Here is a 19,426-nt window from a genome sequence, read left to right as displayed (position 1 = left end):
ATCAGCTTCCTCTCCTGGTGGAGCGGCCCGCGCCCCCCCCCCCCCCGCCCCGGCCCCCCCCCCCCCCCCGGGCGGGGGGGGGGGGGGGGGGGCCCGGCGGGGGGGGGGCCCCCCCCCCCCCCCCCCCCCCCCTCGCGGCGTCGTTCTCCCCCTCTCGGGCCGGATACCTCCCATAGCAGAAAGCGCGTGGTGTCGGTCACATCCGGCGCCTAACGTCAGCCGCATGAGCATGCAGAGAGTTCTCGTCGTAGGCGCAGGTTTCACCGGCCTCACAGCTGCGATAGCGCTGGGGCGCACAGGGGTCCAGGTCCATGTGATCGACCGGGTCAAGGAATGGGCGCCGGTCGGTCACGGCCTGACGATCCAGGGAAACGCGCTGAAGGTCTTCAAGGATCTCGGCATCTACGACGATCTGATCAGGCGGGCGTGCCCCGAGGACAACGGCGTCACGCTCCGGCTGTCCAACGGCGACCTGCTGATGCACATCAACACACCCCGAACCGGGGGTGAGGACCTTCCTCCGACCATCGGTACGTTGCGTCCGCACCTGCACGAGCTCCTGGTCGCCAAGGCGGAGGAGCACGGCGTGACATTCCAGCTCGGCACCGAGCTGCTCGACTTCGAGAACCGCGGGGAGACGGCTGCTGCGACGCTCTCCGACGGCACGCAGGAAGAGTGGGATCTGGTCATCGTCGCCGAGGGAATCCGCTCGAAGACCCGTGCCAAGCTGGGGATCAGCGAGGAGCAGGCATCCTCGGGGCTCGGCATCTGGCGCGGCCTCGCGGCGCGCACTCCCGAGATGGATGGGGAGATCTTCTTCCCGACATCCCACGACGGTGGTGCGTACAAGGCGGGGTACACACCGATCAGCGACGACCAGTGCTACTTCTTCGTGCTCTGCCCGCCGATCCGCCCCGAGAACGGACTCGAGGACTGGCAGGAGGTCCGACGACTGCTGGAGCCGTTCCACGGATCGTTCGACTTGCTGCGCGACACCATCGTCGAGGACACCTTCCTCAACTTCCAGGAGATCGAATGGATCTTCGTCGACGGCCCGTGGCACCAGGGACGCGTCCTCGCCCTGGGAGAGGTCGTGCACGCCGTCCCGCCACTCATCGCCCAGGGCGCGGCGCAGTGCGTGGAGGACTCCCTCGTGCTGGCCGAGCACATCACTCAGGAAGGTGACCTGGAGGAGCAGCTCAAGGCGTTCTACGAGCGACGGCTGCCGCGTGTCAAGGGTGTCGTCGACGCCTCGATGCAGCTCGCGCGCTGGGAACAGAACCCTGGCTCGTCCCAGGGCCGCGACGGCGAGGTCCTCAACGCGGCGCTCCTCGCGCTCACCGACCCGGCCTGAGGCCACGAGCTCGGTCGGCCCGCCGGTGTGGGCGAGCCGACCGTGCTTGCGTCGGGAGGAAGGTCAAACCTCCCAAGGGTTCTGGTTGATCGGCACGTCCGGTGCGTGCAGATAGGTCGGGAAGATGCCTGCCGGATCCCGGCACTCGCGGATCTTGTTGAGGCGGGCGTACGCCTCGTCGCTCATGAACTTCGCCGGCCGGGAGATGAGATCGCTGTCGCCGAGGTAGGTGCCGGACTTGACGGGCTCGAGCTCGGCGATCCGATCGGTGATCCAGCTGGTCGCAGCCCGTACGTCGGCATCGTCCTCGCCGACGAGATAGGCCGCGAAGTAGATGTCGGACTGGAGGGACAGCGCCATGTCGGGCAGAGCGCGCTGAGGTGCCCGGCCCATGTCGAACCAGATCGCGAAGGACTTGGTCGTCGGCAGTGTCGTGAACGCTGGAGTGATCGCCGAGATGAGTTCGGCGGTCCCGCCGACGAGGTAGGCGCCCTCGGAGACGTAGAAGTGGTTCTCGGGGTTGGCGTTGGTCTGCCGTTCGCGCAGCTCCTCCATGTCCGCGGGAGCGGCGGTGACATGGAACATCGCCTGGCCGAGGTACGGCGAGGTCTCCAGCGGGGCGAGCGCGGCTCTGCCTTCCTCCGCGGTGGGCGCAAAGCTCAGGCCGTCCACGACGAGGACCGGTCCTTCGTAGTCGAGGAAGGGCAGGGTGGCGGCGTCGAGGTTGACCATCACCAGCTCGACGGAGTCGTCCAGGTCCCAGCGGGTCTCGTGCATCCAGGCCAGGACTTCGGGGGCGACCGCGGCAGGGTAGATCTGCATCGAGCTGGTGAGCGCCGTGTAGCGCGGGCGGGTCTGCAGGTGGAAGGTCACCACCACGCCAGGGAAGGCGGGCCCGGCGCCACGTGCCGCCCAGTACAGGTCGGAGTTCTGCTCGGCATCGCAGCGCAGCACCTCGCCTGATGCCGTGACGACGTCCACCGCGACGACCGACTCGGTCGCCCAGCCCCAGCCGCGGCAGTTCCAGCCCATACCGCCCTGGAGGAGGAAGCCGCCGATCCCGACCGTGGGGCAGTGACCGCCGTTGAAGAACCGGCCGTGTGCCGCCAGCACGGGGTCGAGGTCGCTGCCCCCGCGCACCGCAGGGCCTGCGCTGACGATCCCCGTCACGTCGTCGTAATCGATGGCGGCGAAGGCGGCGAGATCGACGAGCAGGGCGTCGTTCTGGACGCTCCAGACGATCCAGCTGTGACCGCCGGCTCGGGTGGTGACCGACCAACCTCGTTCGTGCGCCAGCCGGACGCCTCGTACGACGTCGTCGACGTCAGCGGCCTGCAGGACGGCGACCGGCAGCCGATCGGTGGGACGTCGTCGATTGAAGACGCGGCTGTGGACGGCGTCGTCGAAGCCGGGATCGCCGGCGGCGACGAAGCGGCCCTTCCAGCCGGAGCGGATGTCGTCGTTCGAGTCGGTGGTCACGGGTGCGAACCTAATCTCCGCCCCGACCGCTCGGAAGCCACGAAGCGGGATGTCAGCCATCGACGCTCGCGGTGACGATCGCCACGCGGGCACGGTTGAACCCTCGGAATCGGTGATGCCTGACATCGCCGTCGTGCGATGTCGCTGTCGGCGTGATCACGAGAGAGTGGGCCGCAGGAGGATCGCGATCGTGATCCTCAGGTGCACGAAGAGGAGACAGGATGAAACTCGCGACGGTCCGCGACGGTGCGGTGGCGGTCGAGGGAGATGTGGCGTATCCGCTGCCCGTCTCTGTCTCGGAGCTCGTCGCGGTAGGCCTTCCGCGCGCACTCGAGATCGTGGATCGTGCCCGATCCGGACGCCCCGTCCCATTCGCCATGGAGGACCTGCTCCTGCCCTTCAGGCCGGCGGCGATCCGTGACTTCGTGACGTTCGAGAGCCATGTGGAGGGAGTCCGGCGCAGCGTCGACAACGCGACCGGTGTGCCGGAGGCTTGGTACGACGCGCCGACCTTCTACTTCACCAACCCTCATGCTCTCTATGGGCCGGGGCAGCAGGTCCCGCGTCCGCTCACGTGCCGCGCGCTCGACTTCGAGCTCGAGGTCGGGGTCGTCGTCGGGGCCGGGGGTACGTCGCTCAGTGAGGGCGAGGCGGACGCCGGCATCTTCGGCTACACCATCTTCAACGACTGGTCGGCGAGAGATCTGCAGTCTCGCGAGATGCAGGTGGGTCTGGGCCCTGCCAAGGGCAAGGACTTCGCGAGCTCGATCGGCCCGTGGATCGTCACGGCCGACGAGCTCGCCCCCTATCGCCGAGCCGACGGTCATCTCGACCTCGACTGCTGGGTCGCGGTCAACGGTGAGCTCGTGGGCCAGGACCGGTTGTCGAACATGAACTGGACCTTCGCCGAGATGATCGCGTACGCCTCCCGGGACTCGCTCGTCGTGCCGGGTGACCTGCTTGCGTCCGGCACCACTGGGGGAGGTGGCTGCCTTGCAGAGCTCTGGGGCCGCTCGGGCACTCAGACTCCGCCGCCGCTGGAGCCTGGCGACGTGGTGACGATGGAGGTCGCAGGTATCGGCACCCTGACGTCATCGGTCATGGTCCCTCGACGCCTCCCGTGAGGGGCCGGCATCGATACCAGTCATCGCAATCGACGGGTTCCGCGGCGCTGCGACAGGCGGCACAGTGGCGAGCATGTTCGAGTACTTCACTGGACCCAAGTACGTCTGGAACCTCGGTGTGTGTGCGACGCTGAACAACGGCGGTGCGATCGACGAGGTGGACCGAGCCTGCCGTCCGGCGCGGGAGGCTCCCGATGTCGACTCCGGCAGCAGGATCTTCATGCAGTCGTGGAAGGCGGTCGCAGACCAGGTCGCTGACCAGGCGCGCGCATCCGAGGCCGCCGGTCACCTGCGCACTGCCGGCCAGCAGTGGTATCGCTCGGGCCTCTACGTCTGCCAGGCCGAACGGATGCTCAGCAACACCGACCCTGGGCGCCGGGAGTTCTACCAACAGGCGCTGGACGCCTTCGAGAAGGTCTTCCAGCTCGCGGACCCGGCGACCACCCGTGTCGAGGTGTCGTTCGAGGACACCACGCTGCCGGCGTACTTCTCCAACGCCAGCAAGGACGGCGAGGCGGTCCCGTGCGTGATCATGTGGAACGGTCTGGACTCCACCAAGGAGCACATGTACGTCTCGGGCTGGGCCCAGGAGATGCGCGAGCGTGGCGTCTCGGTGCTGATGGTCGACAACCCCGGGTCCGGCGAGGCGCTCCGCTTCCAGGGCCTCACCTCGCGGATCGAGTCCGAGGAGTGGGCGAAGGCCCAGATCGACTGGCTCGAGTCCCGCCCCGACGTCGACACCGATCGGATCGGTCTGGTCGGGTGGTCGCTCGGCGGCTATTACGTCCCGCGGGCAGCGGCGTTCGAGAAGCGGGTCAAGTTCATCGCCGTCTGGGGTGCCAACCACAACTGGGGCGAGGTGCAGAAGAAGCGCCTGCAGCGCGAGGGTGAGAACCCGGTGCCGCACTACTGGGAGCACGTGCTGTGGGTGTGGGGCTTCGAGGAGATCGACGCGTTCATCGAGTACGCCGAGGGCATCAACCTGGAGAACGTGGTCGACAAGATCACCGTGCCCTTCCTGATCGCACATGGTGAGAACGACCGGCAGATCTCCGTGGACTACGCACGCCGGTCTCACGACCTGGCGGTCAACAGCCGGAAGCGTGAGCTGCGGATCTTCACCGTCGAGGAAGGCGCGGCCGAGCACGTCGGTCTCGACCACATGCCGCACATCAACGCGTACGTCGCCGACTGGGTCGAGGACACCCTCGCCGAGCTGCTCGCCCCGTCCTGAGGAGCCGGCCCCTGTCGCTCAGCGTGACACGGGGTCGTCTGGGGACATGTCGGGGCGCCCTACCGGATGGGCCCGGTCCAACAGCTCGACGAGGTTTCCTTCGAGGTCTGCCACGAAACTCATCCGGACCCCGGGTTCCGGCGACGGCTGAGGGGCCATCTTCTCGGTTCCCCCCGCAGCCAGGGCCCGCGCATGGACCTCGTCGACGTCGTCCACACGGAGGCAGACGTGTCCGTACCCTCGCCGCAGTAGTGCCTCGTTGGGGTCCGCAGGTGTCGGCGACCTTTGCGAGCCTCTGCGCTGAAGAAGCTCGATGGCACCCCCACGGCCGTCGATGAGAAACATCCCACGGAGGCCGATGGCGTCGAGTTCGAACGGGAAGGCCGTGGCCAGGTCGAACACGGTGGAGTACCACGCCGCGACGGCGTCGAGGTCACCGACGCTCAGCCCGACGTGGTCGATGTCGATGCTCAAGGAATGTCCTCTCGCGTGTGCCGGGAAGTCGGCGTCAACCGAGGACCGAACCGCCGCCGTCGACCACGAGGTTGATGCCGGTGATCCAGGTCGCCTCGTCGGAGGCGAGGAAGACCGCGGCGTTGACCACATCGTCCGGTCGGCCCACACGCTGGAGCGGGATCCGGTCCCACGTGGCCTTGAGAGGCGGCGGAGGGGAGTCGACCAGGAACTTGGTCGCCGGGGTCTCGACGAAGCCGGGGGAGATGCAGACGGCACGGATGCCGTGCGGGCCGCCTTCGACGGCGAGCTGCTGGGTCAGGTTGATCACCCCGGCCTTGGCGGCGCCGTGAGCGTTCTGCGGCATGAACTCGACGCCGCGAGTCCCGGCGATCGACCCGATGTTCACGATGACGCCGCCGCGCTCCTTGAGATGCTTCCACGCAGCGCGAACGGCATAGAAGACGATGTTCAGCTCCATGTCGATCGCGAACTCCCAGTCCTCCACCGAGATCTCGTCGATCGCGCCGAACCGCTGGATCGAGGCGTTGTTGTACAGGATGTCGAGGCCGCCGTACGTGGAAGCGGCACCGTCGATCCATGCGGCGACGGCGGCAGGGTCTCCGGCGTCGACCGGGGCGCTGCCAGAGATCTCGCCACCCTCCGACCTGACGATCGAGAGCGTCTCCTCCAGCCCCTCGACGTCGATGTCGCAGCCGACGACCTTCGCGCCTTCCGCAGCGAACCTGCGCGCAGCCTCCCGACCCATGCCGGCCCCGATGCCGGTGATGGCCGCAACCTTCCCGTCCAGGCGTCTCATGTTCCCCTCCTGTGATGTTGGCGCGAGCAGCGCACTCATGAGGACATCCTTGCCAGAAGGTCGGAACACGACCAGTCAGTCGTGTCGATACCTGCGATCACGAAAGGTGAGTCGCCCGTCACAGAGTGACGTGCCCCTGAGCACAGTGCCACTGTGGCGTACTCGGCGGAGACGGGGAATCAGTCCAGTTTGCTCCCGATCGCCCGCAGTGCTTCGTCACGGGCATCCAGGACGTGTGAGTGAGCGATGGAGGCGGCGCGCTCGGCGTCGCGGTCGCGGACCGCATCGACGATCACCTGGTGGTCGGCGAGGGCCTGGTCCCGTCGTTCCTGGGTGTGGTTGGTGAAGAGGCGGTAGCGCGCCATCTGGTTCGCCACCTGATCGTGGAGTCGGAGAGCCCAGGTGTTGTCGGCGATGGCGCCGACCTTCGCGTGCAGTGCCTTGCCGAGGTTCATCGCGTCGTCGGCGAAGGTCACCAACGCGGCGTTGCGCGCCACGATGCCTTCGAGTTCGGTGATGTCGTCGGATGTCGCCCGGTTGGCCGCGGCAGCCGCCATCATCGACTCGAGTGCGGCCCGCACCTCGTAGAGCTCGGCGATGTCGCGAGCATCGAGCTTGGGCACGAAGACACCGCCGGTGGCGTGCTGGTCGAGCAGGTTCTCCGCGATCAGCCGTCGCAGGGCCTCGCGCAGCGGGGTCCGTGAGATGTCGAGCTCGGTGGCGAGCTGGGGCTCGTAGAGCCGTGTCCCGGGCTCCAGCTCGAGCTCCAAGATGCGTCGCTTGAGCTCTTCGTAGGCGTATTGCCCGCCCGATGGGCGAGCCATGGATTTCTCTGTCATGGCGATTCGCGGTCGAGGCTACCCGACCGGCTGCCCGAGAGGGGTCCGGAACCCGGCGCCTTCGCCTTGGCAACAGCCCCTGCGTGCATGTATACATGTACACAGACACGTCAACGCCCCGTATGCAAGGAGCCCGCATGATCGCTCTCGTCGTCTCCGTCCAGGTCGAGCCCGGATCCCGGTCGGACTTCCTCGCCGCCATCGAGGCGAACGCCCATGCGTCCTTCAACGACGAGCCGGGCTGTCTCTACTTCGATGTCGTCTGCGATCAGAAGGACGATCATCACTTCTTCTTCTACGAGTTGTACGCCGACGAGGCGGCCGTCGAGGCGCACCGGGCGGCGCCTCACTTCAAGGTCTGGCGGGAAGCTGCCGCGGCCTACGTCGTTCCCGGTTCGCAGGTGAACTGCCTCGCCGACCAGCTCTTCCATCACGCCTGATCCGCCCCGAAGGAACCACCATGTGCAAGCAACCCGAAGCCCCGAACATGATCATCCGCCCGAACGAGGTCGAGCCGTTCGACCGCGGCGGCGGCGTCGCCACGATCCCGTACGTCGGGAAGTGGAACAGCGACCGGAACCTGGTCACCACCGGCCAGACCGTCTTCCAGGTCGGCCGCGGCCTGCCCCTGCACAGCCACAACGTCGAGGAGTCGGTGCTGATCCTCGAGGGGCAGGCGACGGCGCAGATCGGTGAGGAGACCTTCGACATGGAGGTCGGCGACGCCTCCTGGGTGCCCGCCGGAGTGCCGCACCGCTTCTTCAACCGCGGCGAGGGCGTCATGCGCATCTACTGGGTCTACGGCGGCAGGTACGTCACCCGCACCATGACCGAGACCGGCGAGACCTTCGAGCACCTCTCGGAGAACGACAAGGGAGCGCGCGACCAGTGAGCACCGACCAGCACACCATCGAGGTCCGCAACCCGGCGACCGACGAGATCCTGGCGACCTATCAGCCGCACACTCCCGAGGAGATCGAGGCCCTGGTGGCGAAGGGCGCGGAGGCCGCGGCGGTCTGGGGAGACGTACCGCTCGTGGATCGGGTCCGCGCGGTCGAGCGGCTCGTGGACCAGCTCCGCACCGACCGCACCGCCCTCGCCGAGCAGATCGTGCGGGAGATGGGCAAGCCTGTCGCCGAGGCCTCCGGCGAGGTCGACAAGTCGGCCCTGACGGCGGAGTACTACGCCGCGAACGCCCCCGAGATCCTGGGCCGGGAACAGATCGAGGTGGGGGAGTCGCGGGCGTGGGTCTCCTACGAGCCGCTCGGGCTGCTCCTCGCGGTGATGCCGTGGAACTTCCCGCTGTGGCAGGTCATGCGCTTCGCGATCCCGGCGGTCACCGCCGGAAACGGGGTGCTGCTCAAGCACTCGCCGAACGTGACCGGGTGCGCGCTGGCGATCCAGGAGCTCTTCGTCCGCGCAGGCTTCCCCGAAGGCCTCGTGACCACCCTCGTGATCGCCGAGGCGGACGTCCCCGCGACGACCGAGGCGCTGATCGCCGACGAGCGCATCGCCGCGGTCACCCTCACCGGTAGCAACCGCGCAGGTGCGGCCGTGGGTGCGGCCGCGGGCCGCGCCGCCAAGAAGTCGGTCCTCGAGCTGGGCGGCTCGGACGCCTTCGTCGTGCTCGACGATGCCGACGTGCCCGCGGCTGCGACCGCCGCCGTACGCGCGCGGTTCCACAACGCCGGCCAGAGCTGTGTGTGCGCCAAGCGGTTCATCGTCAGCGCGGCCGTCGCCGCGGAGTTCACCGAAGCGTTCGTCGCCGGTGTGGAGGCGCTCCGGATGGGCGACCCTTCAGCCGAGGGTGTCGACGTCGGGCCGATGGCGCGCGACGACCTACGTGCGAGCCTGACCCGCCAGGTCGAGGAGTCGGTCGCGGCGGGAGCGAAGCTTCTCGCCGGGGGCGGCGCCGCAGAGCGCCCTGGCTACTACTTCGAGCCGACCGTCCTGGCGGACGCACGTCCGGGAATGCCGGTCTTCGACGAGGAGACGTTCGGCCCGGTGGCAGCGATCAGCGTCGCCGCGGACGACGAGGAGGCGATCGCGCTCGCCAACCGGACCGAGTTCGGCCTGGGCCTGAGTGTGTGGACGACCGACGTGGACCGCGGCGTACGCGTCGCCGGCCGGATCACCTCCGGAGCCGCGTTCATCAACGCCATCGTCGCCTCCGACCCGCGGGTGCCCTTCGGTGGCACCAAGAAGAGCGGCTACGGCCGTGAGCTGGCCGGGGTCGGGATGCGCGAGTTCACCAACATGCGCTCCTACTGGGTCGGCGCATGAGTGGGGCCGACGGCGCGCGGGGCCGCGCACTTCTCCTCGAGAACATCCACCCCAGCGCGGTCGAGACGCTCGAGCGGGCCGGCTACGAGGTCCGTCAGCACCCGGCGTCGATGTCGGAGGCTGAGTTGATCGCCGCGCTTCCGGGCGTGTCCTTGCTGGGGATCCGCTCCAACACGAGCGTGAGCGCTGCCGTGATCGAGGTGGCGCCGGACCTTCGGGCACTCGGCTGCTTCTGCATCGGCACCAACCAGGTCGACCTGGAGGCCGCCGCGGCCGCTGGGGTGCCGGTGTTCAACGCGCCCTACTCCAACTCCCGCAGCGTGGTCGAGCTCGTCATCGGCGAGATCATCGCGCTGGCCAGGCGGCTGACCGAGAAGACCCAGCGCATGCACGAGGGCGTCTGGGACAAGTCGGCCAAGGGCAGCCATGAGGTCCGCGGCCGCACCCTGGGCATCGTCGGCTACGGCAACATCGGTACGCAGCTGGGCAATGTGGCCGAGAGCCTGGGCATGCGGGTGGTCTTCTTCGATGTGGCCGATCGTCCGGCGCACGGCACCGTACGCCGCCTCGCGTCGCTGGAGGAGCTGCTCGCCGTCGCCGACGTGGTCAGCATCCACGTCGACGGACGCCCCGGCAACGCCGGGTTGTTCGGTGACGCCGAGTTCCGGCAGATGCGCGACGGAGCGGTCTTCATCAACGCCTCGCGCGGGATGGTCGTCGACGACGTCGCCCTCCGTGAGCACCTGCTGTCCGGTCACCTCGCCGGTGCCGCGCTCGACGTCTTCCCGATCGAGCCGAAGGCGCAGGGCGACGAGTTCGTCTCCGCGCTGCGCGGACTCGACAACGTCATCCTGACGCCGCACGTCGGCGCCTCCACCCAGGAGGCACAGGAGGAGATCGGCGAGTTCGTTGCCGGCAAGCTGGTCGGCTTCGTCGCCGACGGCAACACGGGACTGTGCGTCAACCTCCCCAACGTCCAGGTGCCGCGTGCCAGTGCGTTCCGGCTCGCCGTGCTGCACGACAACATCCCCGGTGTGCTCGCAGGCATGACCCAGCTGCTGCTGGATGCGGGTCTGAATGTCAGCGGTCAGGTTCTCGCCACGCGCGACCACCTGGGCTACGGGCTGACCGACCTTGCGGAGCGCCCTGCGGACGAGATCGTCGAGAAGGTCGCCGCCCTGGACGGAGCGCGGGGAGTCCGCCTCATCGGTTGAGGAGTCCGGCTAGGGGTTCGGGTCGGATCTCGGGATCGACCGTGAGGCCGCGGCGACGACTCCGAGCGCCGCGGCTGTCACCCACAGCACCCCGGAGGCGCCTGCGCCGACCGCTACGAGGCCGGCCAGCGATGGGACGACGACCTGGCCGAGGCGGTTGCCGGTGAGGCGGAGCGACATCGCCCGGCCGCGCAGGCCCGGGGGAGTGGCCTCGGCCAGCCATGACATCGTCAACGGCTGGCCGGCGCCCAGGGAGAGTCCCATCACGACGACGACCAGGCCCAGCAGGACCACCGGCATCGGGATGGGTGCTGCGGCCATGGCGAGCGCCGAGAGCGTGACGCTCCCGGTGAGGACCAGGGGCCGGCCGAGCCGCTCGGTGAGCCTGCCGAGCATGAGGCGGGAGATCATCGAGGAGCCGGCACGGAGCGCGAGGAGCAGGCCGATCGTGCCCGAGGCGATGTCGCGCTCGGCGCCGAGCAGCGGCAGGTAGACCAGGCTGATGTCGACCGCGGCGAGCACGACGCAGCTCACCGTCAGGGCGCGGAGCAGGCCCTTGCGGCGTACGAGGTCGCGGATCGAGCCCTCGACAGGTCCGCGGGCGTCGCGGCGGTCGTGCGTGGACGGCGTCGCCAGGGCGGCCAGGAGGAGGGCGGCGCTCAGCGCGAGGGTGGCCGTGAAGATGGCCTCGGTGTCGGGGATCGCCCGGGAGCCGCCGAAGGCGATGATGAGTCCCGGGCCGATCGCCTGACCGGCTGAGGCGGCGAAGGTGTAGTGGCCGAACGCGGAGTCGTAGCGATCGCGCGGCGTCCGGTTGGCCACCATGGCCTGCTGGGCGACCACCGAGAGCAGGTGGCCGACTCCGAGGAGCACCGTGGTCGCGACCACGCCGGCCACGCTCTGGCCCAGGAGGAGGAAGCCTGTCGCCGAGGCGATGGTGACCAGCCCTCCGGCCACCATCACCGGCCGCTCGCCGTATCTGTCCGAGAGCAGACCGGCCGGGACGGCCAGTACCAGCGGGACGATCGCGAACGTGGCACCGAGGGCGCCCAGCCAGTAGGACGATACGTCGAGCTCGAGGGCGCGGTAGACCGCCGCCGGGCGCAGCACGAAGGTGACCGCCTGGATCAGGACGGTGTGGGCGTAGAACGGCACGGCCCAGTGGCGGGCGGAAGCTGACTCAGTCACGGGCGCTGATCGCGCGGATGGCCTCATCGCGCGCATGGGTCACATGGGCGAACGCGAGTCGGCTGGCGCGCTCGGCGTCGCCCGCGACGACGGCGTCGACCAGCTCCTGATGTTCGGCGAGGGCCTCGTCGCGGCGTCGTTGGGTGTGGTTGGTGTACATCCGATAGCGCTGGAGCTGGTTGGAGACCTGCTCGTGCAGCCGCAGGGCCCAGCCGTTGTCGGCGATACGTGCGATCTCGGTGTGGATCGCCTTGCCGGTCGACATCGCGTCGTCCGCGAAGCCCACCAGCGCGGCATTGCGCTCGATCAGGCTCCGGAGCTGGGCCTGGTCCGTATCGGTGACACGACGGGCGGCCGTGGCCGCCATCAGTGCCTCGAGGCTCGCGCGCACGTCGTAGAGCTCGGCGACCTCGTGCTCGCCGCGGTCGGGCACCACGACGCCACCGGTGGGTTGTTGCTCGAGGAGGTTCTCGGCGATCAGCCGTCGCACCGCCTCGCGGACCGGCGTGCGACTGACCTTCAGGTCTGCCGAGAGGGCGGGTTCGAAGAGCCGTTCGCCGGGCGCGAGCTCCAGGTCGAGGATCCGGCGCTTCAGCTCGAGGTAGACGAGGTGGGCTCCGGACATCCGGGTGTGTGTCTTCGGGGCCATAGCGAAAACTTTAACAGAGATCAGTCTTCTTTCATACTTGTATACATGTGCGCAGACGAGTAGTGTCCAGCGTCACACCACCACGAGAGCCCACGAGGGGCAGGGGAGTAGAGACATGAGGAAGCTGTCCAAGAACAAGTCCGTGACGCTGCTCGCGGCTGCGCTGATCGGCGCGACCGCGTTGACTGCGTGTGGCACCGGAGGCGCCGCCGAGCCGGCCGCTGGCCCGCTCGCCAGGGGAGCCAGCATCGTGGTTCCCTCCGACCCCGGCGGCGGCTACGACCAGACCGCTCGTGCCATGGAGAAGGTCCTGACCGAAGAAGGCATCGCCAAGCGGGTCCAGGTGACCAACACCCCAGGAGCCGGCGGCACCGTCGCCCTCTCGCAGTACGTCCAGGGCAACGACGCCAGCGACCTGATGGTCGCGGGCAAGGCCCTCGTCGGCGCGGTCCTGACCAACAAGGCCGACAACAAGCTCAGCGAGGCGACCCCTATCGCCCGCTTGATCGGCGAGTACGAGGTCGTCGTCGTCCCGGCGGAGTCGGAGTTCGAGACGTTGGAGGACTTCCTGACCGCGCTCGAGGCGGACCCGGGCAAGAACCCCATCGCGATCGGCAACCAGGGAGGTGTCGACCACCAGTGGGGCGGCGTGCTCGCCCAGGAGGTCGGCGTGAAGCCCACGGACGTCAACTTCGTGACGTACGACGGGGGAGCCGAGGTCACCACCGCCATGTTGGGCGACCGGGTCGCCGCCGGCATCTCCGGCTACGCCGAGTTCGCCGAGCAGGTCGAGGCCGGCAAGCTCAAGGTGCTCGCGTCCTCCTCCGACACGCCCCTCGAGGTGAACCCGGACATCCCGACGATCGCCGACGCCGGCTATCCCGATGCGGTCTTCGTCAACTGGCGCGGCATCTTCGCCCCTCCGGGCATCAGCGCGAGCGACCGCAAGGCTCTCGACGAGGCGTTCAAGACCATGAACGACAGCGAGGCATGGGCCGAGGTGCGTAAGACGAACGGCTGGACCGACGAGTATCTCGGCACCGACGACTTCGAGGCACAGCTCGAGAAGGACGAAGCCGAGGCCGAGACGCAGCTGCAGGAGCTGGGCCTGGCATGAGCGCACCCGTCCTGAAAGGCGTCAAGAGCAAGGGGGAGCTCGGGTTCGCCGGTCTCCTCCTCGCTCTCGGGGTCTTCATCCTCGTCTACACGGCGACCATCGACGTCCCGGAAGCGGCCAGCAACGTCGGTCCCCGCCCGGTGCCCTATCTCGTCGGAGGACTGCTCACGGTCGCGGCCCTGGCCGTCATCATCAACGTCCTGCGCGGCGGCCACGCTCAGCCCGACGAGGCGGAGCTGGTCGACCCGACCCTCCCGGTCAACCTCCGCCGGGTAGGCGCCTTCATCGCGACGATCGTCGGCTACGCACTCCTCCTGGAGCCGCTCGGATATCTGCTGACGACCGCGCTGGCCTTCTTCGCCGTCTCGGTGACCCTCGGGTCGCGGCGTTTCGTACGTCTCGCCGTCGGCTCTCTGGTGCTCGCGGCCGTCGTCTACCTGGCATTCACCCGGCTGCTCGGCATCTACCTGCCGCCGGGCATCTTCGAAGGGATCCTGTGAGCTCCCATGGACGGACTCAACGCACTCGCTCAAGGATTCGCGACCGCCGCGACTCCCGAGAACCTGCTCTTCGCCCTGGTCGGCGTCCTGGCCGGGACGCTTGTCGGCGTCCTTCCCGGCATCGGCCCGGCGCTGACCATCGCCCTGCTGCTCCCGATCACCTACACGGTCGAGCCCCAGGGAGCCTTCATCATGTTCGCCGGCATCTACTACGGCGCGATGTATGGCGGCTCGACCACCTCGATCCTCCTCAACACCCCCGGTGAGTCGGGGGCGATGATGACCGCGATCGAAGGCAACAAGATGGCGCACGCCGGCAGGGCGGCCTCCGCCCTCGCCACCGCGGCCATCGGCTCCTTCGTCGCCGGAACGATCGCGACGCTCGCGCTGGCGTTCCTGGCACCGTACGTCGTCGACATCGCCATCGGTCTGGGGGAGGCCGACTACCTGGCGCTGATCGTGGTGGCCTTCATGACCGTCGGCGCCATGATCGGCAGCTCGGTGGCCCGCGGGATGGTGAGCGTCGCGCTCGGCATGGCTATCGGACTGATCGGGATCGACGGGCAGAGCGGCGCCCAGCGGTTCGTCTTCGGCGTCCCGCGCCTGCTGGACGGCATCGACACCGTCCTGGTCATCGTCGCCCTCTTCGCGATGAGCGAGGCGGTCTACCTCGCCGCCAAGATGAGCCCCACAAGGCCCAAGCCGCTGGCCCTGCGGGGCCGAGTCTGGATGACGCGCGAGGACTGGCGTCGCTCGTGGCCCGCCTGGCTGCGCGGCACCCTCATCGGCTGGCCGCTCGGAGCCGTGCCGGTCGGCGGCTCCGAGGTGCCGACGTTCCTCTCGTACGCCGCGGAGCGGAAGCTCACCAAGCATCCCGAGGAGTTCGGTCACGGTGCCATCGAGGGCGTGGCCGGTCCCGAGTCCGCCAACAACGCGAACGCCGCCGGCTCCCTGATGCCGCTGCTGACCCTGGGCCTGCCCACCTCCGCGACCGCGGCCGTCATGCTCGTCGCCTTCCAGCAGTACGGCATCCAGCCCGGGCCTCTGCTGCTCGAGAAGGAGCCCGAGCTGGTCTGGGGACTGGTCGCGGCCCTGCTCATCGGCAACACCATGCTGCTGCTCCTCAACCTGCCTCTGGTGGGCATGTGGGCGAAGGTCCTGAAGATCCCGACGCCCTACCTCTACGCCGGCATCACGGTCTTCTCGCTGCTCGGCGCTTACAGCCTGAACGCCTCGACCTTCGACATCTTCCTGCTCCTCGCCATCGGCATCCTGGGCTACTTCCTGCGCCAGTACGGCTACCCGGTCGCCCCGCTGATCATCGGCGCGATCCTCGGCCCGATCGCCGAGACCCAGCTCCGACGGGCCATGGCCATCTCCGACGGCGACCCGACGGCGCTGATCTCCACTCCCTTCTCGATCTGCGCCTACGTGGTGCTCGCGCTGGTGCTGGTCGTGCCCCGTCTGCTGCGGCGGTGGGAGCGGCGTACGGCCGAAGAGGTCGGTGTGCTCGAGGAGTTCGAACGACAGGAGACCCACCAGTGAACGCCGGCCACACGAACATCGTCCTCGGCTACACGCCCGCGCCGCACTCACGTGCCGCGCTGGTCAGGGCGATCGAGATCGCGCACAACCGCTCCGCCCACCTCGTCGTGGTGAACGCAACGCCGGGTGACCGCTACTCCGACCCGTCCTTCGCCACCAGCGAGGAGATCGGCGAGCTTGAGCGCCAGCTACGAGACCAGGGTGTCTCGTTCGAGATCCGGCGGCCGATGCGGGGCCGCGACGGCGGCGATGAGGTCGTCGCAACGGCCGACGAGGTCGGCGCCGAGCTGATCGTCATCGGCCTGCGCCGCCGCTCGGCCGTCGGCAAGCTCCTGCTCGGCAGCATCGCTCAGCGGATCCTGCTGGATGCGCACTGCGACGTCCTGGCGGTGAAGCCATGAGCACGACCGATGCGCCCGCTCGTGGCATCCAGGCCGCGGACCTCGTTGTCTTCGGGGAGCGGGTCCTCGCGGCCCACGGGGTCCCGGAGGCCGACGCGCACCTGGTCTCCGACAGCCTGGTGCAGGCTGAGCTCTGGGGCCACTCGTCCCACGGCATGCTTCGTCTGCCGTGGTACGTCGACCGGCTGCGGAGCGGGGCGATGAGCGCGATCACCGACCCGGCGGTGCTCAGTGACACCGGGAGCCTGCTCCTGCTGGACGGTCGCGACGGGATCGGCCAGGTCCTGACAGACCACGCCGTGAGCGAGAGCGTTCGGCGCGCTCAGTCCCACGGCATCAGCGGCGTGGCCGTACGCAACAGCAACCACTTCGGGATGGCGGCCTACTACACCCGCAAGGCAGCCGCCGAGGGGTGCGTCTCGTTGCTGTTCACCAACGCCAGCCCGGCGATGGCGCCGTGGGGTGGCCGTGAGAAGACGATCGGCACGAACCCGTGGTCGATCGCGGTGCCCGCCGGCAGATACGGCCTGGCAGTGATCGACCTGGCCAACACCGCCGTGGCCCGCGGAAAGCTCTACCTCGCGGCCGAGCGGGGAGAACAGATCCCGGACGGCTGGGCCGCCGATGCGAACGGCGTGCCGACCACCGATCCTGCGGCTGGGATCGAAGGGCTGATCCTCCCCATGGCCGGCCCCAAGGGCTACGTCATCGCCTTCATGATGGACGCCCTCGCCGGGGTCCTGACCGGAAGTGCCTTCGGCACCGGTGTCGTCGGCCCGTACGAACCCGAGGGCCGCAGCGGCTGCGGCCACCTCGTCCTGACGCTCGACATCGCCTCGCTGACGGATATCGAGGAGTTCACCGGCCGTATGGAGACATTGATCGAGGAGACCAAGGCCGCGGAGAAAGCCGACGGCAGCGCGGAGATCTTTTTCCCCGGCGAGCTCGAGGACCGCGCCGCCGAGAGCCGCGCAACGAGTGGCATCCCACTGCCACCGAACACCTGGACCAGCCTCGCCGAGCTCGCAGCGCAGACGAGCACGCCCCTCCCCGTACACACGCCCAACTAGCTGAAGAGGTCACACCTGATGAGCACCAACATCCTTGTCCTGCCCGGAGACGGCATCGGGCCCGAGATCACCGCGGCGACGCTGGAAGTCCTCGAGGCAGCCGATCGTACATTCGGGCTCGGGCTCGAGATCGAGCAGCAGGACATCGGCCTGGCGTCTCTTGCCGAGCACGGCATCACGCTCCGTCCCGAGATCCTCACTCGGATCCCCGAGGTCGACGGCGTTCTGCTCGGTCCCGTGTCGCACTACGACTACCCGCCGCGGGCCGAGGGCGGCATCAACCCCTCGGCCGAGCTGCGGACCAAGTTCAAGCTCTACTCCAACATCCGTCCGAGCCGCTCGGTGCCGGACCTCACGGTGCTGCGCAATCCGATGGACATCGTGATCATCCGGGAGAACACCGAGGGCTTCTACGCCGACCGCAACATGCACCTCGGGGTGCCTGAGTTCATGCCGGACGAGGACACCGCGCTGTCGGTCCGCAAGATCACCGCGCGGGCCTGCCAGGCCGTGGCACGCACGGCCTTCGACATCGCCAGCGCTCGGCGCAAGAAGGTCACGGCCGTTCACAAGGCGAACGTCTTGAAGACCACCGACGGCCTGTTCCTGCGCGAGGTGCGCAAGGTTGCCGAGGAGTACCCCGACGTCGAGCTCGAGGAGCTGATCGTCGACGCGACCGCCGCGCTCCTGGTGCGCCGCCCGCACACCTTCGACGTGCTGGTGACGACGAACATGTTCGGCGACATCCTCTCGGACGAGGCCTCCGAGCTCTGCGGAAGCCTCGGGCTCGGCGGTGCGATCAACGCCGGCGAACAGGTCTGCGTGGCCCAGGCGCAGCACGGCTCCGCCCCCGACATCGCCGGTCAGGGAATCGCCAACCCGACCTCCTTGATTCTGTCGGCCGCGATGCTCTTGGACTGGCTCGGCCGGCGCGACGACACCGCGACGTTCCGCGAGGCCAGCGCGGCCGTCGAAGCAGCCGTCAACGACGCACTCGCCAAGCCGGAGCTTCGCACGCGCGACCTCGGCGGCACCGCCACGACCGCCGAGTTCGCACGCTCGGTGGTCGAGGCTCTCACCACTGAGAGCTGAGCCCCTGGTTCCGGCCGGTCCAAGAACGGAGAAAGCAATGACCTACCTTTCACGTCGAGCATTCGTCGGCGGCGCCGGTGCGGCGGCGGGTGCACTCACGATCGCCTCAGACCCGGCGTCGGCCGCACCGCCTCCGGTCCCGTTCTCGGCCGGAACCAACCGTCCGGCCTTCCCCGTCCCGTACGGAGCCGTCGACTGCCACATCCACATCCTCGAGCCCGAGCGGTTCCCGTATCCGAACCCGACGAGCACCCCGCCGCCGCGGGCGTCGGTGGACGATTACCGACTCCTGCGCCGACGGCTACGTACGACGCGAGCGGTGGTGGTGACCCCGTCGAACTACGCCACCGACAACCGGTGCACGCTCGATGCGATCGCCCGGCTGGGACGGCGCGACGCCCGCGGCGTAGCCGTCATCGGTGCGGACACCACGGATGCCGAGCTCGTGACGCTCCACGCCGGCGGCATCCGCGGGATCCGGTTCAACCTGACCCGGTCGGGTGGCGCGGGAGCGGAACTGATCCGGCCGCTCGCGGAGCGGATCGCACCGTTTGGCTGGCACGTACAGGTCCACATGACTGCCGACGGCATCATCGAGAACCTGCCTGTGCTGACCGACCTTCCCACGGATCTGGTGATCGATCACCTAGGACGCATTCCGGGGGACGCAGGGACGAGCCACCCGGCCTTTGGAGCCATCCGGAACCTCATCGACGCCGGACGTACCTGGGTGAAGCTCTCCGGCGTCTATCTCGAGTCAACCGACGGCCCGCCGGCATACGCCGACCGCAGCACGATCGCGAAGGCCTTCGTGCGGGCGGCACCCGAGCGGATGGTGTGGGGGACCGACTGGCCGCACACCACGGCGTCCCGCGGTGAGGTGCCGATGCCGAACGACGCAGACCTCGTCAACCTCTTCGCAGACTGGGCCGGAGACAGGAGAACGATCCGGCAGATCCTCGTGGACAACCCGGAGACCTTGTACGACTTCGAACCCCTGACCGCAGTCCCGTAACCCTTCAAGGATCTAAGGAGTCCCTTCGTGGACGTCTCCTCTCTCATCT

General features: G+C 68.7%; 20 protein-coding genes. 14 read left to right on the top strand and 6 right to left on the bottom strand.

Annotated elements, in window-relative coordinates; all coding sequences use genetic code 11:
• Window positions 1-223 precede the first annotated feature (223 nt).
• Entirely contained in the window at window positions 224-1,354 is a 1,131-nt protein-coding gene (locus tag ACIRON_RS21065; protein ID WP_402995141.1) for an FAD-dependent monooxygenase, read from the top strand.
• Between the two features lie 63 nt (window positions 1,355-1,417).
• Here the strand turns inward: ACIRON_RS21065 and ACIRON_RS21060 are convergent, their stop codons facing one another.
• Window positions 1,418-2,833, bottom strand: coding sequence for an FAD-binding oxidoreductase (locus ACIRON_RS21060; protein ID WP_402995139.1), 1,416 nt, complete (start codon window positions 2,831-2,833; stop codon window positions 1,418-1,420).
• Window positions 2,834-3,054: 221 nt separating this feature from the next.
• Here ACIRON_RS21060 and ACIRON_RS21055 point away from each other — a divergent pair, with 221 nt between their 5' ends.
• Together ACIRON_RS21055 and ACIRON_RS21050 are read left to right on the top strand one after the other, a co-directional pair.
• Entirely contained in the window at window positions 3,055-3,957 is a 903-nt protein-coding gene (locus ACIRON_RS21055) for a fumarylacetoacetate hydrolase family protein (RefSeq protein ID WP_402995137.1), read from the top strand.
• Window positions 3,958-4,030: 73 nt separating this feature from the next.
• The gene (locus ACIRON_RS21050) at window positions 4,031-5,191 is read left to right on the top strand and encodes an alpha/beta hydrolase family protein (RefSeq protein WP_402995135.1); all 1,161 of its coding nucleotides are present in this window, start codon (window positions 4,031-4,033) and stop codon (window positions 5,189-5,191) included.
• Window positions 5,192-5,209: 18 nt separating this feature from the next.
• Here the strand turns inward: ACIRON_RS21050 and ACIRON_RS21045 are convergent, their stop codons facing one another.
• From ACIRON_RS21045 to ACIRON_RS21035, 3 genes are all read right to left on the bottom strand, one after another.
• Complete coding sequence (locus ACIRON_RS21045; RefSeq protein WP_402995133.1) at window positions 5,210-5,665, bottom strand: VOC family protein; 456 nt, start codon at window positions 5,663-5,665, stop codon at window positions 5,210-5,212.
• 34 nt (window positions 5,666-5,699) lie between these two features.
• On the bottom strand, window positions 5,700-6,464 hold the full coding sequence (locus ACIRON_RS21040; RefSeq protein WP_402995131.1) for an SDR family NAD(P)-dependent oxidoreductase: 765 nt from the start codon (window positions 6,462-6,464) through the stop codon (window positions 5,700-5,702).
• Window positions 6,465-6,643: 179 nt separating this feature from the next.
• Complete coding sequence (locus ACIRON_RS21035; RefSeq protein ID WP_402995129.1) at window positions 6,644-7,288, bottom strand: GntR family transcriptional regulator; 645 nt, start codon at window positions 7,286-7,288, stop codon at window positions 6,644-6,646.
• Between the two features lie 152 nt (window positions 7,289-7,440).
• On the opposite strand from ACIRON_RS21035, the gene ACIRON_RS21030 reads away from it, so the two are divergent.
• The 4 genes from ACIRON_RS21030 to serA are packed head-to-tail and all read left to right on the top strand — an operon-like array spanning window position 7,441 to window position 10,800.
• Window positions 7,441-7,743: a putative quinol monooxygenase gene (locus ACIRON_RS21030; protein WP_402995127.1), complete on the top strand. Its 303-nt coding sequence runs from the start codon at window positions 7,441-7,443 to the stop codon at window positions 7,741-7,743.
• Window positions 7,744-7,763: 20 nt separating this feature from the next.
• Complete coding sequence (locus ACIRON_RS21025; RefSeq protein ID WP_402995125.1) at window positions 7,764-8,195, top strand: cupin domain-containing protein; 432 nt, start codon at window positions 7,764-7,766, stop codon at window positions 8,193-8,195.
• On the top strand, window positions 8,192-9,586 hold the full coding sequence (locus ACIRON_RS21020) for an aldehyde dehydrogenase family protein (protein WP_402995122.1): 1,395 nt from the start codon (window positions 8,192-8,194) through the stop codon (window positions 9,584-9,586). Before ACIRON_RS21025 ends, ACIRON_RS21020 begins: the two co-directional genes overlap by 4 nt.
• A complete protein-coding gene (gene serA / locus ACIRON_RS21015) occupies window positions 9,583-10,800 on the top strand; it encodes a phosphoglycerate dehydrogenase (protein WP_402995120.1) in 1,218 nt (405 codons plus the stop codon). The genes ACIRON_RS21020 and serA overlap by 4 nt, the downstream gene beginning before the upstream one ends.
• Before the next feature lie 9 nt (window positions 10,801-10,809).
• Here the strand turns inward: serA and ACIRON_RS21010 are convergent, their stop codons facing one another.
• Window positions 10,810-11,988, bottom strand: coding sequence for an MFS transporter (locus tag ACIRON_RS21010; RefSeq protein ID WP_402995118.1), 1,179 nt, complete (start codon window positions 11,986-11,988; stop codon window positions 10,810-10,812).
• Window positions 11,981-12,637, bottom strand: a complete 657-nt coding sequence (locus tag ACIRON_RS21005) for a GntR family transcriptional regulator (protein ID WP_402995116.1) — start codon at window positions 12,635-12,637, stop codon at window positions 11,981-11,983. Before ACIRON_RS21005 ends, ACIRON_RS21010 begins: the two co-directional genes overlap by 8 nt.
• Window positions 12,638-12,752: 115 nt before the next feature.
• Here ACIRON_RS21005 and ACIRON_RS21000 point away from each other — a divergent pair, with 115 nt between their 5' ends.
• From ACIRON_RS21000 to ACIRON_RS20970, 7 genes are read left to right on the top strand one after another with little or no spacing between them, the layout of a single operon-like run.
• Window positions 12,753-13,754, top strand: a complete 1,002-nt coding sequence (locus ACIRON_RS21000) for a Bug family tripartite tricarboxylate transporter substrate binding protein (protein ID WP_402995114.1) — start codon at window positions 12,753-12,755, stop codon at window positions 13,752-13,754.
• Window positions 13,751-14,254: a tripartite tricarboxylate transporter TctB family protein gene (locus ACIRON_RS20995; RefSeq protein WP_402995112.1), complete on the top strand. Its 504-nt coding sequence runs from the start codon at window positions 13,751-13,753 to the stop codon at window positions 14,252-14,254. The genes ACIRON_RS21000 and ACIRON_RS20995 overlap by 4 nt, the downstream gene beginning before the upstream one ends.
• Window positions 14,255-14,260: 6 nt before the next feature.
• Window positions 14,261-15,799 carry a tripartite tricarboxylate transporter permease gene (locus ACIRON_RS20990; protein ID WP_402995110.1) on the top strand — a complete coding sequence of 513 codons (1,539 nt, stop codon included), beginning with the start codon at window positions 14,261-14,263 and terminating at the stop codon, window positions 15,797-15,799.
• Window positions 15,796-16,200: a universal stress protein gene (locus tag ACIRON_RS20985; RefSeq protein ID WP_402995108.1), complete on the top strand. Its 405-nt coding sequence runs from the start codon at window positions 15,796-15,798 to the stop codon at window positions 16,198-16,200. The genes ACIRON_RS20990 and ACIRON_RS20985 overlap by 4 nt, the downstream gene beginning before the upstream one ends.
• A complete protein-coding gene (locus tag ACIRON_RS20980) occupies window positions 16,197-17,270 on the top strand; it encodes an Ldh family oxidoreductase (protein ID WP_402995106.1) in 1,074 nt (357 codons plus the stop codon). Before ACIRON_RS20985 ends, ACIRON_RS20980 begins: the two co-directional genes overlap by 4 nt.
• Window positions 17,271-17,288: 18 nt before the next feature.
• Window positions 17,289-18,362, top strand: a complete 1,074-nt coding sequence (locus tag ACIRON_RS20975; protein ID WP_402995104.1) for an isocitrate/isopropylmalate dehydrogenase family protein — start codon at window positions 17,289-17,291, stop codon at window positions 18,360-18,362.
• Between the two features lie 37 nt (window positions 18,363-18,399).
• Entirely contained in the window at window positions 18,400-19,377 is a 978-nt protein-coding gene (locus tag ACIRON_RS20970; RefSeq protein WP_402995102.1) for an amidohydrolase family protein, read from the top strand.
• Window positions 19,378-19,426 lie beyond the last annotated feature (49 nt).

This window comes from Nocardioides sp. NPDC101246 (assembly GCF_044767415.1).
Taxonomy (GTDB): Bacteria; Actinomycetota; Actinomycetes; order Propionibacteriales; family Nocardioidaceae; genus Nocardioides.
This window is presented reverse-complemented; position numbering and strand designations above follow the sequence as displayed.

Coding starts and splice junctions, on each gene's coding strand:
- ACIRON_RS21065 (WP_402995141.1), top strand. CDS start 224: ATGAGCATGCAGAGAGTTCTCGTCGTAGGCGCAGGTTTCACCGGCCTC.
- ACIRON_RS21055 (WP_402995137.1), top strand. CDS start 3,055: ATGAAACTCGCGACGGTCCGCGACGGTGCGGTGGCGGTCGAGGGAGAT.
- ACIRON_RS21050 (WP_402995135.1), top strand. CDS start 4,031: ATGTTCGAGTACTTCACTGGACCCAAGTACGTCTGGAACCTCGGTGTG.
- ACIRON_RS21040 (WP_402995131.1), bottom strand. CDS start 6,464: ATGAGACGCCTGGACGGGAAGGTTGCGGCCATCACCGGCATCGGGGCC.
- ACIRON_RS21035 (WP_402995129.1), bottom strand. CDS start 7,288: ATGGCTCGCCCATCGGGCGGGCAATACGCCTACGAAGAGCTCAAGCGA.
- ACIRON_RS21030 (WP_402995127.1), top strand. CDS start 7,441: ATGATCGCTCTCGTCGTCTCCGTCCAGGTCGAGCCCGGATCCCGGTCG.
- ACIRON_RS21025 (WP_402995125.1), top strand. CDS start 7,764: ATGTGCAAGCAACCCGAAGCCCCGAACATGATCATCCGCCCGAACGAG.
- serA (WP_402995120.1), top strand. CDS start 9,583: ATGAGTGGGGCCGACGGCGCGCGGGGCCGCGCACTTCTCCTCGAGAAC.
- ACIRON_RS21005 (WP_402995116.1), bottom strand. CDS start 12,637: ATGGCCCCGAAGACACACACCCGGATGTCCGGAGCCCACCTCGTCTAC.
- ACIRON_RS21000 (WP_402995114.1), top strand. CDS start 12,753: ATGAGGAAGCTGTCCAAGAACAAGTCCGTGACGCTGCTCGCGGCTGCG.
- ACIRON_RS20995 (WP_402995112.1), top strand. CDS start 13,751: ATGAGCGCACCCGTCCTGAAAGGCGTCAAGAGCAAGGGGGAGCTCGGG.
- ACIRON_RS20990 (WP_402995110.1), top strand. CDS start 14,261: ATGGACGGACTCAACGCACTCGCTCAAGGATTCGCGACCGCCGCGACT.
- ACIRON_RS20980 (WP_402995106.1), top strand. CDS start 16,197: ATGAGCACGACCGATGCGCCCGCTCGTGGCATCCAGGCCGCGGACCTC.
- ACIRON_RS20975 (WP_402995104.1), top strand. CDS start 17,289: ATGAGCACCAACATCCTTGTCCTGCCCGGAGACGGCATCGGGCCCGAG.
- ACIRON_RS20970 (WP_402995102.1), top strand. CDS start 18,400: ATGACCTACCTTTCACGTCGAGCATTCGTCGGCGGCGCCGGTGCGGCG.